Consider the following 15,216-nt stretch of genomic DNA (forward strand, 5'->3'; position numbering starts at 1 on the left):
ATAAAACTGGAAAATAACCTTTTGTTTACTTATTGTTTAGGCCATCTAAATAACGTTCTGCATCAAGAGCGGCCATACAGCCAGTACCTGCAGAGGTAATGGCTTGACGATAATTATGGTCCATTACATCACCAGCGGCGAAAACACCTTCGATGCTGGTTTGTGTGGCGTTGCCGTTAAGACCTGATTTTACAACGATATAGCCATCTTTCATTTCAAGTTGGCCTTTGAATATTTCAGTATTTGGTTGGTGGCCAATAGCAATAAATGCCCCCATTACATCAAGCTGTTCCGTTTCATCAGATTGTGTATGCTTCAAACGAACACCAGTTACACCCATATCATCGCCTAATACTTCATCTAGTGTTCGGTCGGTATGAAGGATGATATTGCCGTTTTCAACCTTATCCATCAGGCGGTTGATTAGGATCTTTTCTGCGCGGAATGAATCACGACGATGGATAAGATGTACTTCAGCTGCAATATTTGACAGATACAGTGCTTCTTCTACGGCAGTATTACCGCCACCGATAACCGCTACCTTTTGGTTACGGTAAAAGAAACCATCACAGGTTGCACACGCTGAAACGCCACGTCCTTTAAAGGCTTCCTCAGAGTCTAAACCTAGGTAACGCGCCGATGCACCGGTTGAGATAATAAGAGCATCACAACTGTATTGTGCGCTATCACCTTTTAGCTGAAATGGGCGTTGTGATAAGTTCACTTCATTGATGTGGTCAAATATGATTTCAGTTTCGAAGCGCTCGGCATGCTCTTTCATTCGTTCCATTAAAGCAGGGCCCGTGAGGCCTTCGGCGTCTCCTGGCCAATTTTCAACTTCTGTAGTGGTCGTTAACTGGCCACCTTGCTGCATACCGGTAACGAGAACTGGATTAAGGTTAGCGCGAGCCGCATAAACGGCTGCGGTATAGCCTGCAGGACCAGAACCAAGAATAAGAAGTTTGCAATGTTTTACGTCGCTCATGTGCGCTCCAGTATCGAAGATGCTCGAAAAATTTGATTCGATTGTAGGGAATATGTATGGGTAATAAAAGAATTAACAAGAGGGTTTTTAGAAATAAATAGTTATATGCCTAGAGACATTTGGAATGTCTAATGACCTTACTGATGCAATGATTTACCAAAAAGCTCAAGGTATTGTACAAACTAATCTTAGGGAAAGAACTTACACAGTGGTCTTCGTACCTAGACTAAGGGTATTCGGTAGACATATGCATGGTGGCGCTTATACTTGTCTTTTCTTATTTGTATTTGATACTAAAAATTAGAATTTGTTCTGAAATGTTCGGCTTTCTAGTTTGGCACATCAAATTAACTTTTAACGCTTATTTAAAAGGTTGCCAATGAAAGAGCTAATTATCCACATTATTACAGTGTTCATGGGCTTTTTTGCCATCATGAATCCGATAGCAAATACACCGATATTTCTTGGGCTAACCAGTGGCGACGATAGAGGTACCGTTAAATCGATAGCATTTAGATCGGTGTTTATTGCATTCATTATTGTGTCGATTTTTGCGATATCAGGAAAAATCATTTTTGATATGTTTGGTATCACTTTGTATGCGTTGCGCATTACTGGTGGAGCGATCGTATTTTTGATCGGCTATCGTATGCTACAAGGTGAATCTTCACCAAATCATGATGAATAAAAGGCCGGAGAAGCGGTGCAGAAAGATAAAGATGTCGCACTAGGGATCGCCGTTTCACCTTTGGCTATGCCTATTTTGGCAGGCCCTGGCACTATTGCGACAGCGATGAACTTCGCAACTGAAGGAGGCGTTGCTGAAACCGTTGTCACTATTATCGCTTTCGGATTATTGTGTGCATTAACCTGTATACTTTTCTTGTTTGGTGAACGCTTTGTTAAAGCGATTGGACCAAGTGCACTCAACGTAGTAACACGAATGATGGGTTTGATACTGGCTGTTATTGGTACTCAAATGTTGATCGAAGGAATCCATCAAGCTTACCAATCTTTAGGTTTTTAATTTATTTGAATGAGTGAATCCCCATCAACATAGATATATTGTGTTGATGGGCAATGAACGCTCAGTCCGTACTCTGGTAACGTCAAGTTGCTAGGGAGCGTTTCTGTTCATTATACTGTTTCCGTGTCAATGCTCTGCACCATGCCTTCTTCATTTTAGTTTTAGACTTTCCATATTTAAAATGGTTATTAACCGACTGATTTTTATCTATTTAAATCTTAATCTAGTGACCTTGTCTAAATAATCAATAGTGAATACTGTCTTTTTGGTTTTTATGGCCAATATATAGTGGTTTTTTGGTTTTATATTTTTTATTTGACTAAGTTGTCGGAGTTAATGTTCGCTATATCTTGAATTTGTAATATTTCAACGTATCCTTTATGTAAATTTATTGTTAAATAAAGATTGGAAGTATGTGCTTTCATTAAGGAGTCGATGATGTTAAACGCACACGAAAACACCCTACATATTACTCGATTGAGCCAAGAGGCGATTCAACAATTAGCGCCATCGTTTGCTCAACTGCCTCATACAGAACATGCGGACGGACAATACCGTTTACGTCGTTATTCGGTGGTTCGATTGATTGATGGAAAAGTTGAAGCACTGGATAAGCACGATTTTATGCAAACGGATCAAATCAATCATTTTCAAGGCAACGTGATTCGCCATTTTGATCCTATTTTGCCCTCAACACTACAAAGCCCAGCAATGAATGAAGTGTGTACTCTGTTCGTTCAATCTAATGGATTGCCCAATGGGCAAGAAATTGAAATTCACCAAATTCGCATTTCAGCGGTTTATGATGAAACACAAGTTGCTCCAGAAGGGGTTCATCAAGATGGTTTTGATCATATCGCTTTGGTTGGCATAAATCGCCATAACATCGTGGGCGGTGAAATCATGCTGTATAACGACAGTCATGAGGCTCCTTTCTTTCGTAAGATTTTAGATAATGGTGAAGTTGCGATGCTTGCTGACAGTAAATTGTGGCACAACGCCAGCCCAATTCGTTCTATTGAACATGGTGAGGAAGGTCACATGGATGTGTTTGTATTAACGGCAAAGGGTGGTAAAAATGACCTTCACTCCTGAAAAGGTTCGATCACAGTTTGATGCATTGTCTCAAGAATATAACGGCAAGCCAGTCTGTTTTTTAGATGGACCCGGTGGATCTCAAGTTCCTCGCACTGTATTAAGATCAATGACTCAATATTTGGGGTACTTTAATTCCAATTTAGGTGGGCATTTTTTTTCTAGTAGAAACACGACAGATTTAATGCAGCAAGCACGTGAATCTGCACAAGCTTTGCTTAATGCTGAATCATCGGGGAATATTGTCTTTGGTGCGAATATGACCTCTCTGACATTTCAGCTTAGCCGCGCCATTAGCCGTGATTGGCAACCTAATGATGAAGTGATAGTGACCGCTTTAGACCATTACTCGAATGTCTCTAGTTGGCAACAAGCCGCGCAAGATAAACAAGTTATCGTTCATCAGGCCAAAGTTGATGAAGGTGATTGCTCGCTGGATATCGACCATCTACTTTCGCTGCTAAATAGTAAAACTAAATTAGTTGCGATCACTTATGCATCAAACACGACAGGCTCGATAGTCGATGTAAAGCGCGTTATTGACGCTGCGCATCAAGTGGGAGCAATGGTTTATGTTGACGCCGTTCATTACGCTCCTCACCATTTGATTGATGTTCAGGCTTTAGGCTGCGATTTTCTTGCATGTTCAGCATATAAGTTTTTTGGACCACATGTAGGGATCGCCTACATTTCCTCACATTGGTTACACGCGCTGAAACCTTACAAAGTAGAGCCTGCCACTAATATTGGTCCTGGCCGTTTTGAAACCGGGACGCAGAGTTTTGAAGGGTTAGCTGGCGTTATTGCTGCGGTGGAATATTTGGCTCAATGGGGCGATCCACGCCGTACTCTCAGACAGCGTTTAGTCGAGAGTTTTGCGCAATATAATCAGCATGAGCGTCAATTAAGCGAGTATTTTTTATATAAACTGCGGGCATTAACGTCAGTTACGTTATACGGTTTTGATAAAGCTGACAGCCAATTACGCACACCAACTTTTGCTATTCGCTTTGCACATCATCATCCTGAGATCATAGCGAAAACCTTGGGTGAGCATAATATTTGTGTATGGAATGGGCACTTTTATGCGCTAGGTTTAGTACGTCAGCTTGGTCTGGAAGAAAGCGGTGGTGTTGTGCGTATTGGTTTTATGCATTACAACACACGAGAGGAAATAGACCGACTATTTGCTGTGTTATCAACGTTTGATTAAAGAGAGTCAAAAACCTCATTCAGCGAATGAGGTTTTCTTTAAATAGAAGCAATGTTAGTTTGAAACCTCAACTTCATATGAGGTGAATTTACGAATGTTGATTACGCCGGTGTCAAACAGCAAATACTGACCTTTGATGCCTTGTAAAACGCCGGATACGACAGGGTTTTTATCAAAATTATGTGAGGCTATTTTTTTCGGATGTTGTTCTACCGGGTATTTGATAGCAGTTATATTCTCATCCAAAGTTTGGATCGCATCTTCACCGAATTGCACTTTTAGTTGCGCAATTTTGTCCTCAATCAAAGGAAGTAACTGGGCAAATTTAGTTTCAAGAGTCATGGGCTCACCATCACCTTTCAGTAATTCACGCCAATTTGTTTTATCAGCAATATGTTTTGCAAGCTCTACCTCAATCAAACCTGAAAGATAACGCGTTTTCACTTTGAATATTGGTAACCCTTGCGTTGCACCTTGATCAATCCAACGTGTTGGAATTTGCGTGTGGCGGGTGATCCCTACTTTCAAACTGGAGGTATTAGATAGGTAAACATAGTGGTCAACCATGCAGTTTTTGTCTGCCCATTCAGGTTCACGACAAGTTCCTTGATTATAGTGACAGGTTTCAGGTTTCATGATGCACATATCGCAACTAGCGAGTTTTCTCATGCAGACAAAACAATGCCCTTGAGAATAACTTTTCTTGGTTTTTTTGCCGCATGAACAACAATAAATATTACCCGTGTGAGTGAGTGTTAATGACTGGCCGATGAATTGATTGAGGCCAATCAGTTTATCGCCCACTGGTAGTTGATAATAAACATGATCATTGAGGCTAGAATGTAATTTCTTCAGTGTACCTGTCGCTAAGAGAGACATGACATATACTCATTATTGTTAGTTTGAGTCATTCTAACAGAAAAATAGTTGGCTTTGGCGGGGCTGTTTTACACCATGATTGATTTTAATTAAGCGTTAACTAAATAAGTGTTTGTTGAAGTTGGTCGTAAAATGGAATGATAAAAGTCAATTAAACATAGAAATTTTGGCACCAATGTATTAAAAACAAGACATTGTTACTGTTTTTTCATTGAGCAAAAAAAGTAAAGACAATGTTTAACCTTCAAGGAATGAAGGTGGCGTAAACATTGTTAGGGGGTAATTACATGACGGCTTTCCCCAGGTTTCTGGTCGGATTGATGCTCTTAACGGTCATTATGGTAGTGACATATCTTGCTATTGGTGATCAAAAGATACTAAAAATCACACCCTCTCAATACTCTTTTCATCCAACAAATGATCAGTTTGATGGGGGGCTATCGACATCTGAGCTAAGTATTCAAAATGGGCAAGCACATCTTAGTTGTGATTTGTTACCAAGTAGCTACCAGTGGCCTTATTGTGGGATTTCTATTCACGCTAATGATGATCCTCGGGTCGGTTTGGATTTGTCTGATTATCACACCGTTAGGTTGAGTATTGATTTTACGTACAGTCAATCTGCCTCTCCTCCTGCGATACGTTTTTATCTGCGAAATTTTAATCATGAATATTCAACCGTTGAGAATGAATATACACATAAATACAATGGGTTAGAGTTTTCACTTGGGGATAAAGGTGAGATTGAAATTCCGATGGAAAACCTTCAAGTCATGACGTGGTGGTTGGTGGATAACCGCATTGGTATTGAACATTCTGCGCCCGAATTTAGTAATGTGAATAAAATTGAGTTTGCTACAGGGTCTGGAAGTGAACTCGGCCATTATGAGATGCACGTCAATAGTGTGGAGTTTATCGGCGCTTATGTTAACGGCGAGCATCTATTTCTATTTTTATTGAGCTTTTGGATGTTGGTTGGTTTATCTATTTCACTCAATGAGATGCGAAAAAGTCGGCATGAGGCCCAACTTGCACTACAGCGCCAAGAGCATTTAAAAATTATTAACCGTACACTTCGTTCTCAAAATATTAAGTTTGCCGAAATGGCCCATCGCGACTCTTTGACCGGTGCGTTAAACCGCAATGGGATTCGAGAGTGGTTAAATGAGTACGCACACAAGGTGCGTTGGTCTGATACTCAATTTTGTATGTTGTACATCGATATTGACCATTTTAAACGTGTCAATGATAGCTATGGCCACACGACCGGAGACGATATTTTGCGAGAGTTTGCCATGGTAACAATGAGTATTCTTCCGGAAAAAGATCGCTTAGTTCGGTGGGGTGGGGAAGAATTTATTGTATTTTGCGTTGACACTTCGCTCCAAGAAGCTTGTGCTAGAGCTGAAAAATTAAGGCGCAGAGTTGAAGCACACCTTTGGGTTCATGGTGATAAGTTAACGTGCAGTATTGGTGTTGCGATGATGGGGGACGAACGTATCACTGAAATGATTGCCAGAGCTGATGATGCTTTGTATCAAGCAAAAAACAAAGGGCGTAATCGTGTTGAGATTAACTACGGGCTTGTACAACGAGAAGCGAGTTAGTTGTTATCGATGAATTGCGCTCCGTCAGCGTGGGAATCATCAATAATGATTGGTTCTTTAGGCCCCAGAAACCTTGGCTGTGTATGGATGATATAGAGATCTAAGAAAGCTTTTGTTCGAGCAAAAACCTCGCGTAATCTCACTTTAAAACCAGAGCTATTGGTCGGGCCAGACACGGCTAAACATTGGGCGTTAATGTTATGGTGGTTCGAAATGAATAGCGCGCGCTCACAATGAAATTGCTGAGAAATGATTAAGAAGTTATCGGTTTCAAAAATACGCTTCGCTCGTATGATGGAATCTAAGGTTCGAAAACCAGCATAGTCCAAGTAGATATTTTCAGTTGGAACTCCCGCTCGTAATAAGTCACGTTTCATTGTCCAAGGTTCATTGTATGAACGGTGGGCATTGTCGCCACTCAGTAAGAAGTTTTTAACTTTTCCTTGATCATAGAGAGAAATTGCCGCCTCTACGCGGTGGGTATAATATTCATTGAGTATTTTCCCCAAATATTTGCTGGTTCCAAGTACAACCGCGACTTGGAACTCACCAACTTGCGACTGGTCAGTCAAAATTTGCTCAGACGCTTGCCAGCTTACCCAGCGATCGATACCAACAACGCCTACACATAGCAAAATCAATAAAACAGATGCATAACGAAGTGGTTTGGAAAGATATTTTTTCCAAAAATGCTGGAGTTTATGTGAGAGGGAAGAGTTTAACACTAAATTTGACGGTTCCTTTGCGCCCATATTCCGATAACAGTAAAAGATAACATAACAATGCTAAACATCATGCCTTGTTCTAACTTTGAAAGTGTCTGAGCAAGGTAAGGGCTTGCTTTGATAATGATCAAACCGTAACCAAAGGCGTTAATCAATATAAATGCCAATGTACGTACAACAAAGTGCTGATTGCGCATTAATCGACGTATAAAAGCGTTGATATCCGAGCCTAGCATCACCAATAAACAGGCGATGAAGGCTGTAGAAATCTCACCCAGATAGGGAGCAATATAGTGCCCTGCAGGGGCCAAAAAATTCATCATATTGATTCACAAATAAAGCCGCTAGCGTTTTGCTCGGCAGTGCGTTTCCCTTACTCATTGAAGTTGTAGCGAGGCATGTTGCGCTTGCTAACCCCAATCACAGCGTTGGTTTAGTGATTGGGGCAGTAGTTTACTTGTCGCTAACCTGCAACTGGATAATGCAACGAATTGCTTATCAGTTAGAACGCTGTGCGTTTATAACGGCGATAGGTCGGTTGCCAGAAATGCTGCTCGATGGCACTTTCTAATACATCGTCAGAGATTTCAAGAGCAACACCCTGTTCAATTGCCTTTTTAGCGACAGCGAAAGCGATTTTTTTAGAAACTGAGTGGATTGCTTCTAGTGGTGGAAGCAATGCGCCGTGGCCGTTTAGTGCCAGTGGTGAGCACAAGGCTAGTGCACGACTGGATTCCATCAGCATTTCATCGGTGACGCGGCTAGCGTTAACCGCTAGCACACCTAAGCCGATGCCTGGGAAGATGTAGCTATTATTGCACTGCGCAATCGGGTAGGTTTTACCATTGTGCTGAACAGGATCAAACGGACTGCCAGTAGCAACTAAGGCTTCGCCATTTGTCCAACGAATAATGTCGTTCGGTGTTGCTTCTACGCGACTGGTTGGGTTGGACAATGGGAAAATGATCGGGCGTGGGCAATGTTTGTGCATTTCAGTGATCACTTCTTCACTGAACAAACCAGGGGCACCAGAGACGCCAACCAAAACGGTTGGTTTACCATTACGCATTACATCGTGAAGTGAGAAGCCGCTGCCTTCAGTCACCCAATCTTTTGTATCGGTATTTTTTTGTACTAGACGTTGTTGGAAGTCGAGTAAGTTAGGCATCCCTTCCTGTAATAGACCCCAGCGATCCACCATGTAAACTTGAGAGCGCGCTTGTGCATCTGAAATGCCTTCAGAAACCATTTGCGCGATGATCGCTTCCGCAATACCACAACCAGCAGAACCTGCGCCTAAGAAGGCGATACGTTGTTCTGATAGCTGACTGCCTGCCGCTTTACAAGCTGCCAATAATGAACCGACGGTAACTGCAGCGGTGCCTTGGATATCATCATTGAAACAACAAATGCGGTTTTTATAACGTTCAAGCAGTGGCATGGCATTTTTCTGTGCAAAATCTTCGAATTGGATCAAAGCATCAGGCCAACGACGTTGTACCGCTTGAATGAACTCCTCCACAAAAGCGTCATATTCTGCACCAGTAATTCGCGGATGACGCCACCCCATGTACATAGGATCTGCAAGTCGTTGTGGGTTGTTGGTGCCAGCATCAAGAACAATCGGCAGTGTGTAAGCTGGGCTAATACCGCCACATGCTGTATAAAGTGCCAGTTTGCCGATCGGAATTCCCATGCCGCCAATGCCTTGGTCACCTAAACCTAGAATGCGTTCACCATCGGTCACTACGATGACTTTCACGTTATGGTTAGCGGCATTATTTAATAAGTCATCGATACGATCTCTATTTGGGAATGAGATGAACAAACCGCGTCCACGGCGATAAATATTCGAGAAATTTTCACATGCGGCACCAACCGTCGGTGTATAGATGATAGGCATCATCTCAGTAATGTGATTTTGTACCAAACGGTAGAAAAGTGTCTCATTGGTATCTTGGATATTGCGTAGGTAGATATGCTTGTCCATATCACTTTCGAAACTGCAGTACTGCTGATAGGCACGTACCACCTGTTCTTGAATGGTTTCCGTTGTTTCAGGAAGCAGCCCTTCTAAATTGAACGATCTGCGCTCTGAAGCACTAAATGCACTGCCTTTATTGAGCAGTGGGGTACTGAGTAGAGCAGGGCCAGCATAGGGAATATAAAGAGGGCGTTTGTCGTTATTCATTGTAAGCCTATTATAGGGTGGAGAGGAGACTCGAAAATGATAACGGTTTACTCATGATATTGTAAATAGATGGGCCATGATACATAACGCAGAATACTGAACTAAAGGGGACAAAACGTTATCTTGCACCTACTTCAAGTTGTTTGAGTATATAATCCTCAACAAATGTCTTCAGACTCTTATTTACATGCAATTTTTACCTATTGATACGCTAGAAAAGTCATTCAAATCTGAGCTACTCATTCAGCATTTAGTCGTTGAAGCAGAAACGGGATCAGGGAAGTCGACCCGTTTGCCTTTGTGGTCATTACATGTAGGCAGGGTACTAGTGATTGAACCAAGGCGTATCGCTTGTACCTCGTTGGCAAGTTTTCTGGCCAATGAACATAATGAACCTGTAGGTAAAACGATAGGTTATGCGATCAAGTTAGAGCAGTATTTCGATGCCAATACACAAGTTGTATTCGTAACACCTGGTGTGGCTTTACGTTGGTTTGCTGAAAATAAATTGCATGATTTCAAGGTGGTCATGGTTGATGAATTTCATGAACGCCGCTGGGATACCGATCTATTAGTTGCATTGCTTAATCAGCAGCAAACACATCGTATTGTTTTAACTTCAGCAACGATTGAAGGAGATAAGCTGGCACGTTATATTCGTGGTAAGCGGTTAGTGGCGCAAGGTCGAAAGTTTAACGTGGCTGTTAACTACCGTGCCAATGACAGCCGCCAGCTTCCAGATGCAAGACATTTAGAGCAGCGAGTGAAGGCGGAGGTCGTTAGTGCTTATGGAGCAACTCAAGGTGATATCCTAGTTTTTCTCCCTGGTCGTAAAGAAATTCAGCAATGCCAACAGGCATTATCTAACATCGAAGATTTACTGGTGCTGGCACTTCATGCGTCGGTGTCAGAGCATGAACGTGAGCTTGCGTTAACGATCCAACCGCAACAAAAAGTCATTCTTGCTACCAATGTAGCGGAAACCTCACTCACTATTCCTAATGTGACAGTTGTTATTGATAGTGGCTTAGAGCGCAGAACTGAGCAACGCAACGGTCGTACCACTTTAAGTTTAAAGCATATTTCTAAAGCTAGTGCCAATCAGCGCTCGGGACGGGCAGGGCGTGTGATGGATGGAACCGCAGTGCGGCTATATGGTCAACATGCCGCGCTTGCTAATGTCACGCCACCAGAGCTACAACGCGAGGAATTGGTTGAAGCTATGCTTGCGAGCGCGAGTTGTGGTTATCCACTGCCGAGATTAACGTTTCTAGAACCGCTGCCAGAAAAAGCACTAAAGAGTGCACTGACGATATTGCGCCAGATGGACGCCATTGATGAAGATGGCCAAGTTACAGAGCATGGCTTACAACTCGCGCCACTTCCTATTGACAGCTTATATGCCGATTTAGTCACGCGAATGCCTTCAAAAGCATTGAAAGAAGCGATGGTTGATTTAACCGCTGCCCTTTCGGTCTCTGCTTCACTCTATTCGTTATCCAGTAATGAGGAGGCATTAGATTCCTTAGTACAGCAAGAACCTTGTCAGTGCGATGGGCAATTATTGATCCGAATAGTTCGTGGAGAAACTTTTAGCGGGGTAACGGTTGATCAACAGGTTCTTAAGGAAGCAAAGGGACTTTCAGCACAAATGAGAGCAATCTTCGTGTTGCCCCACCTAGACGTTGCCTCCCGTTATCAAAGATCTAGTTTGGCAAAAGAAATCGCTCGTTTACACCCTGAACTCGTTTTTGTTCGTCGAGAAAAACGTCGAGATGCGCTTGGTAATGGCCAAATGGAAGTTATGCCAGCAAGAAACAGCCGTTTTAGCCAAGAGTGTCAAGCAGCATTGGTATTAGACCAACACAGTTTGGCCGGGCGAGGCGTTAAGCAAACGCTGACCTTAGCGACAGTAATGATGCCAATTAATCTGGCGATAATTGATGAACTTAATTTGGGAGAGTGGCAGCAAGATGATGTTATTTATGAGAATGGCAAACTCAATACTCGTTTGAATCTGATCTACGCGGGACGCAAAATTGTAAGTCGACAGGTTGAAGCTTGTGGTGAGTTTGCCATTATCCCCTTAGTTGAAGCGGTTAAAAATGGCGATATTCTACCGGGTTTAGCTCAGACTCGGATGACAGAGATTGCGCATTGGCGCTTATATGTTGAGCTTGGTTTGGATGAAACAAAGACTTCCCACCACAACATGGCTTTTGATCGTTGGTTTAAAGATCAGCTTAAAACATTAGAAGTTAGCAGCTTAGAAGATCTATCGATATTTGATGTCGACGATTTTGAGTTTGATGGTATTCCATATTGGCAGTATGAGGATTTTGCTAATACTTACCCCTTTGAGCTTTATCTAGGTGATCTTAACTTAAGCGTTGAATACCATGTTGCTAAGAAGCTCATTTATCTTGTGTATAAAAGTGGTTTACGAAAAGGTGATCCTAAACGTTGGGAGTTACCAAGATGGCAAGGCTTTAGAATTCAATATAAAAAAGCGAGTCGTATTGTCGATATAAGGTGATGTTTTCCTTCACTGTTTGAAATATTAATCAATCAGGCACATATGTCGTAAAGTCTGTTTGTGTTTTGTTACATAACTGATTTTTATATAGCTATTTCGCGGGAAGTTTGGGCATAAAAGACGATTTTTTTATATCCTATTGCTATATAGATAAGCTTATATGATATTGAGTACAGTATGCTGCTAATTTGTCGGAGGACAAAATGAATACACAAGAAATAAATCGTGCCGTGTTCGATTACACGACATTTCTTGGTGCTTCGTGTAATAAAAAATGGACTTTTATTGAAGCGATGACGTCATTTGCGCCGATCTTTGGGATGATGTGGAAAGACAGCATTAAAGAATTATCGACTCCAGAAGATCGCTTGTGGGAAATGGCGCTAAAATCGTTGTCACCACGTCGTAGTGATGAATCTAATCTCATTTCATTAGTGAAACTTGCGAAGCTAGAAGGGATCGATGAGCTAACTTTAGTGATGCCATATCCATTAGACTCGGAGCAGATTCAGGCGATTGAGAGTAAAAGCAAAACACTCATTCGAACGACCAAACCAGATGAGTTTGTCATTACGCTATAGATAGTATATGTCTACATATAATAACGGGGCGTATAGCCCCGTTGTCTTAAATACCAGCCTATCGACCTAGTTAATTAAGCCATATTGCGTACTTAAAATATCAATGATCTCTTGTTTTGGATTTTTGCTAAGTTCGACAGGGCGACCAATGATCTTTTCCGCAATTCCTAAGTATGTTTTTGAAATGTCCATCAGTGCTTCCAAAGGTAAAGCATTATCACGAGCGAGTGCCTCACGCTCAGTCATTCTTTCTTTATTAAGTAAGATATCGGGATCAGGAAAATAGTTAAGTAAGAATTGGCGGAAACCTTCTTTGGAATTTTCAACGATTTCCCCATGCTGGTAAGCATTATTATCCCAAATACGAGATGAATCTGGCGTACCGACTTCATCCATATAAATCAGCTTTTCAACACCGTTGGTATCAGCCACGTAACCAAACTCAAATTTAGTATCAACGAATATTTGATCCACCTTTGCAAGTGCTTGACTTATAACGCCAAAACCTTCCTTCAGTAGTTTCTCATAAAGTGCAATATCGTCAGCGCTGTTGAAGTTGAAGGCAGAAAAATTTTCTTCAATGTTGCGGCGGGTTATGTTTACATCGTCAGCTTCAGGTACGCCCGGTATGCCTTTTAAAATGCCTTTTGTTGATGGTGTAATTAGCATTTCAGGTAGGGCTTTATCTTTTTGTAGCCCTTCCGGAAGCTGAATACCACAGAATTCACGCTCGCCTTTCTCATACGCACGCCACATTGAACCAGTAATGTATTGGCGGCAAATAGCCTCAATTTTTACTGGTTTGGCTTTTTGAACAATCCACACGAAAGGGTGAGGGATATCTAGGATATGGCTATCAGCTAAGCCATTATCTTTAAACAATTTAAACCAATGGTTTGATATCGCATTCAATGCTGCACCTTTACCGGGAACACCTTTGATGTCACCTTCAGCGTGCCAAATACAATCAAAGGCCGATATTCTGTCGCTAATGACCATAATTGCCAAAGGGGCATCTGGTGCGACGTTGTATCCTTTTTCTTGAATTAAACGGCGGCTGTCTTCTGCCGTTAGCCAATAAACGGAGCGGACTTTACCACTGTGAACAGGTTGGTGAGTGCGAATTGGGAGGTCGTCATTGACGGCAAGAACTTGATCAGCGAGGCTCATTTAGACATTCCTATCTTTTTCAAACGTCATACAGAGAAGATATCTCTAGCATAAAGCAGGTATGGATATCGATTAACTGTGCGCATCATACCAGAACTATTGCTCGCTGCCAGATAAATAGCAATCGTTTGCTTTTTATCTGGCTACTTTATTGAATTTTGAGTTTATAGAAAGAAATAAAGGAGAAAAATAATGAAAAAAACCTTCCCAGAGGGAAGGCAAAAGACAGTGTATAAACGTTGATCTTAATTAATGGAATTGTGGATGTCTGCCTTCAACGAAAAACACTTCACATTGATGTTCTGCCGCCAACTGTTTCAATAATGCTTGGTTAACCGTTTCGATGCCGTTTGAGGCGATAACGGCGCTAGCATTACCTGATCGAATTGCTTTAATCACAATCTCTAACTCAGATAGAGATTGAGAAGGTTTCATATGAATTACTCTATCGCAATGTATGTTAAAGGAAGCAAATTGTTGGTATTGAGGACGAGGGCATTCAGCGGTAAATAAGATCCACTGTTGTTGCTGTTGAGACAGTCCAGCCAATGTTGACATCATGTTCTCTACAGTACCCTTTTGCGGACGTGAAGAAGTATACCGATGATGTCTAACTAGAGTGTGTGATCTAAAATTTGCTTGAAACATAACACTGTCCTTTTACACATGCTGTATGTGTATACAGTATTTTAAGAGGTTGGTTTGATCAAGTTATTTTTGTTGTTTTTATCAGCAAAAAAGATCGATTTAATTATGGTTTTTGTTTTAATTTATTGATTTAGTTTGAATTTTTTGAAAATTTTGGCTGTTTAAAAAAACAACGACATTACAGGTTTTGTGATCTAGATAGACTAAGGATGACCGTAGTAATACCTGTATATCCATCAGTTACGCGGGATTGAAGTTCGATAGCTTACGTGGATAAATCAAAAAAGCGCCAAAAGGCGCCTTTCTGTCGAACATATATGACTTTACTGTGAAAGTGACTGTCGTTCTCTTACTGCTTGTTCTGCAATATTAAATTGTCTTACGTCCATTCTTGCAAACTCATTACAGTTTTCACATGAGTTGTGCGATTTCCCATCAATATAGTTGTGTTTAGTTAGTAGCTTTGGTTGTTTACACCAATCGCAGATACCTTCAATCGTAAACATTTTATCTCCCCACCTAGACTATTTAGGTGCAATTCTCACGCGAGATTATCCCA

At 41.5% G+C, this 15,216-nt stretch carries 13 protein-coding genes and 1 pseudogene; 6 read left to right on the top strand and 8 right to left on the bottom strand.

What is annotated here, in order from left to right:
- Window positions 1–25: 25 nt before the first annotated feature.
- Window positions 26–985, bottom strand: coding sequence for a thioredoxin-disulfide reductase (gene trxB, locus EYW48_RS05040; RefSeq protein ID WP_053309327.1), 960 nt, complete (start codon window positions 983–985; stop codon window positions 26–28).
- Between the two features lie 379 nt (window positions 986–1,364).
- Between trxB and EYW48_RS05045 the strand changes: the two are divergent.
- From EYW48_RS05045 to EYW48_RS05055, 3 genes and pseudogenes are all read left to right on the top strand, one after another.
- Window positions 1,365–2,012, top strand: a pseudogene (locus tag EYW48_RS05045) (MarC family protein).
- A 438-nt stretch (window positions 2,013–2,450) separates the two neighbouring features.
- A complete protein-coding gene (locus EYW48_RS05050; protein ID WP_171981248.1) occupies window positions 2,451–3,107 on the top strand; it encodes a 2OG-Fe dioxygenase family protein in 657 nt (218 codons plus the stop codon).
- Window positions 3,091–4,320 carry a cysteine desulfurase-like protein gene (locus EYW48_RS05055; protein ID WP_176312144.1) on the top strand — a complete coding sequence of 410 codons (1,230 nt, stop codon included), beginning with the start codon at window positions 3,091–3,093 and terminating at the stop codon, window positions 4,318–4,320. The genes EYW48_RS05050 and EYW48_RS05055 overlap by 17 nt, the downstream gene beginning before the upstream one ends.
- Before the next feature lie 54 nt (window positions 4,321–4,374).
- Here EYW48_RS05055 and EYW48_RS05060 read toward each other — a convergent pair whose 3' ends face one another.
- Window positions 4,375–5,199, bottom strand: a complete 825-nt coding sequence (locus EYW48_RS05060; protein WP_277431959.1) for a DUF2797 domain-containing protein — start codon at window positions 5,197–5,199, stop codon at window positions 4,375–4,377.
- Window positions 5,200–5,486: 287 nt separating this feature from the next.
- On the opposite strand from EYW48_RS05060, the gene EYW48_RS05065 reads away from it, so the two are divergent.
- Window positions 5,487–6,806 carry a GGDEF domain-containing protein gene (locus EYW48_RS05065; RefSeq protein ID WP_274681440.1) on the top strand — a complete coding sequence of 440 codons (1,320 nt, stop codon included), beginning with the start codon at window positions 5,487–5,489 and terminating at the stop codon, window positions 6,804–6,806.
- Here the strand turns inward: EYW48_RS05065 and EYW48_RS05070 are convergent.
- From EYW48_RS05070 to EYW48_RS05080, 3 genes are all read right to left on the bottom strand, one after another.
- Entirely contained in the window at window positions 6,803–7,558 is a 756-nt protein-coding gene (locus EYW48_RS05070) for an ElyC/SanA/YdcF family protein (protein WP_277431960.1), read from the bottom strand. The two genes, EYW48_RS05065 and EYW48_RS05070, sit on opposite strands and share 4 nt — an antisense overlap.
- Window positions 7,531–7,860, bottom strand: coding sequence for a DUF3392 domain-containing protein (locus EYW48_RS05075; protein WP_171979661.1), 330 nt, complete (start codon window positions 7,858–7,860; stop codon window positions 7,531–7,533). Before EYW48_RS05075 ends, EYW48_RS05070 begins: the two co-directional genes overlap by 28 nt.
- Before the next feature lie 173 nt (window positions 7,861–8,033).
- Entirely contained in the window at window positions 8,034–9,722 is a 1,689-nt protein-coding gene (locus EYW48_RS05080) for an NAD-dependent malic enzyme (RefSeq protein WP_053309335.1), read from the bottom strand.
- A gap of 187 nt (window positions 9,723–9,909) precedes the next feature.
- Here EYW48_RS05080 and EYW48_RS05085 point away from each other — a divergent pair, with 187 nt between their 5' ends.
- Both EYW48_RS05085 and EYW48_RS05090 read left to right on the top strand, forming a co-directional pair.
- Window positions 9,910–12,258 (top strand): helicase-related protein, encoded by a 2,349-nt coding sequence (locus EYW48_RS05085; RefSeq protein WP_277431961.1) that lies wholly within the window; start codon window positions 9,910–9,912, stop codon window positions 12,256–12,258.
- 203 nt (window positions 12,259–12,461) lie between these two features.
- Entirely contained in the window at window positions 12,462–12,839 is a 378-nt protein-coding gene (locus tag EYW48_RS05090) for a hypothetical protein (RefSeq protein ID WP_053309337.1), read from the top strand.
- A 66-nt stretch (window positions 12,840–12,905) separates the two neighbouring features.
- Here the strand turns inward: EYW48_RS05090 and EYW48_RS05095 are convergent, their stop codons facing one another.
- The 3 genes from EYW48_RS05095 to EYW48_RS05105 form a co-directional block, all read right to left on the bottom strand.
- Window positions 12,906–14,009 (bottom strand): phosphoribosylaminoimidazolesuccinocarboxamide synthase, encoded by a 1,104-nt coding sequence (locus EYW48_RS05095; protein ID WP_176312151.1) that lies wholly within the window; start codon window positions 14,007–14,009, stop codon window positions 12,906–12,908.
- A 249-nt stretch (window positions 14,010–14,258) separates the two neighbouring features.
- Window positions 14,259–14,657, bottom strand: coding sequence for a hypothetical protein (locus EYW48_RS05100; protein WP_053309339.1), 399 nt, complete (start codon window positions 14,655–14,657; stop codon window positions 14,259–14,261).
- A gap of 323 nt (window positions 14,658–14,980) precedes the next feature.
- Window positions 14,981–15,163, bottom strand: coding sequence for a hypothetical protein (locus tag EYW48_RS05105; RefSeq protein WP_080996297.1), 183 nt, complete (start codon window positions 15,161–15,163; stop codon window positions 14,981–14,983).
- Between the last annotated feature and the right edge of the window lie 53 nt (window positions 15,164–15,216).

Origin of the sequence: Vibrio sp. 1180_3 (genome assembly GCF_029478545.1) — a bacterium.
Lineage (GTDB): Bacteria > Pseudomonadota > Gammaproteobacteria > Enterobacterales > Vibrionaceae > Vibrio > Vibrio aestuarianus.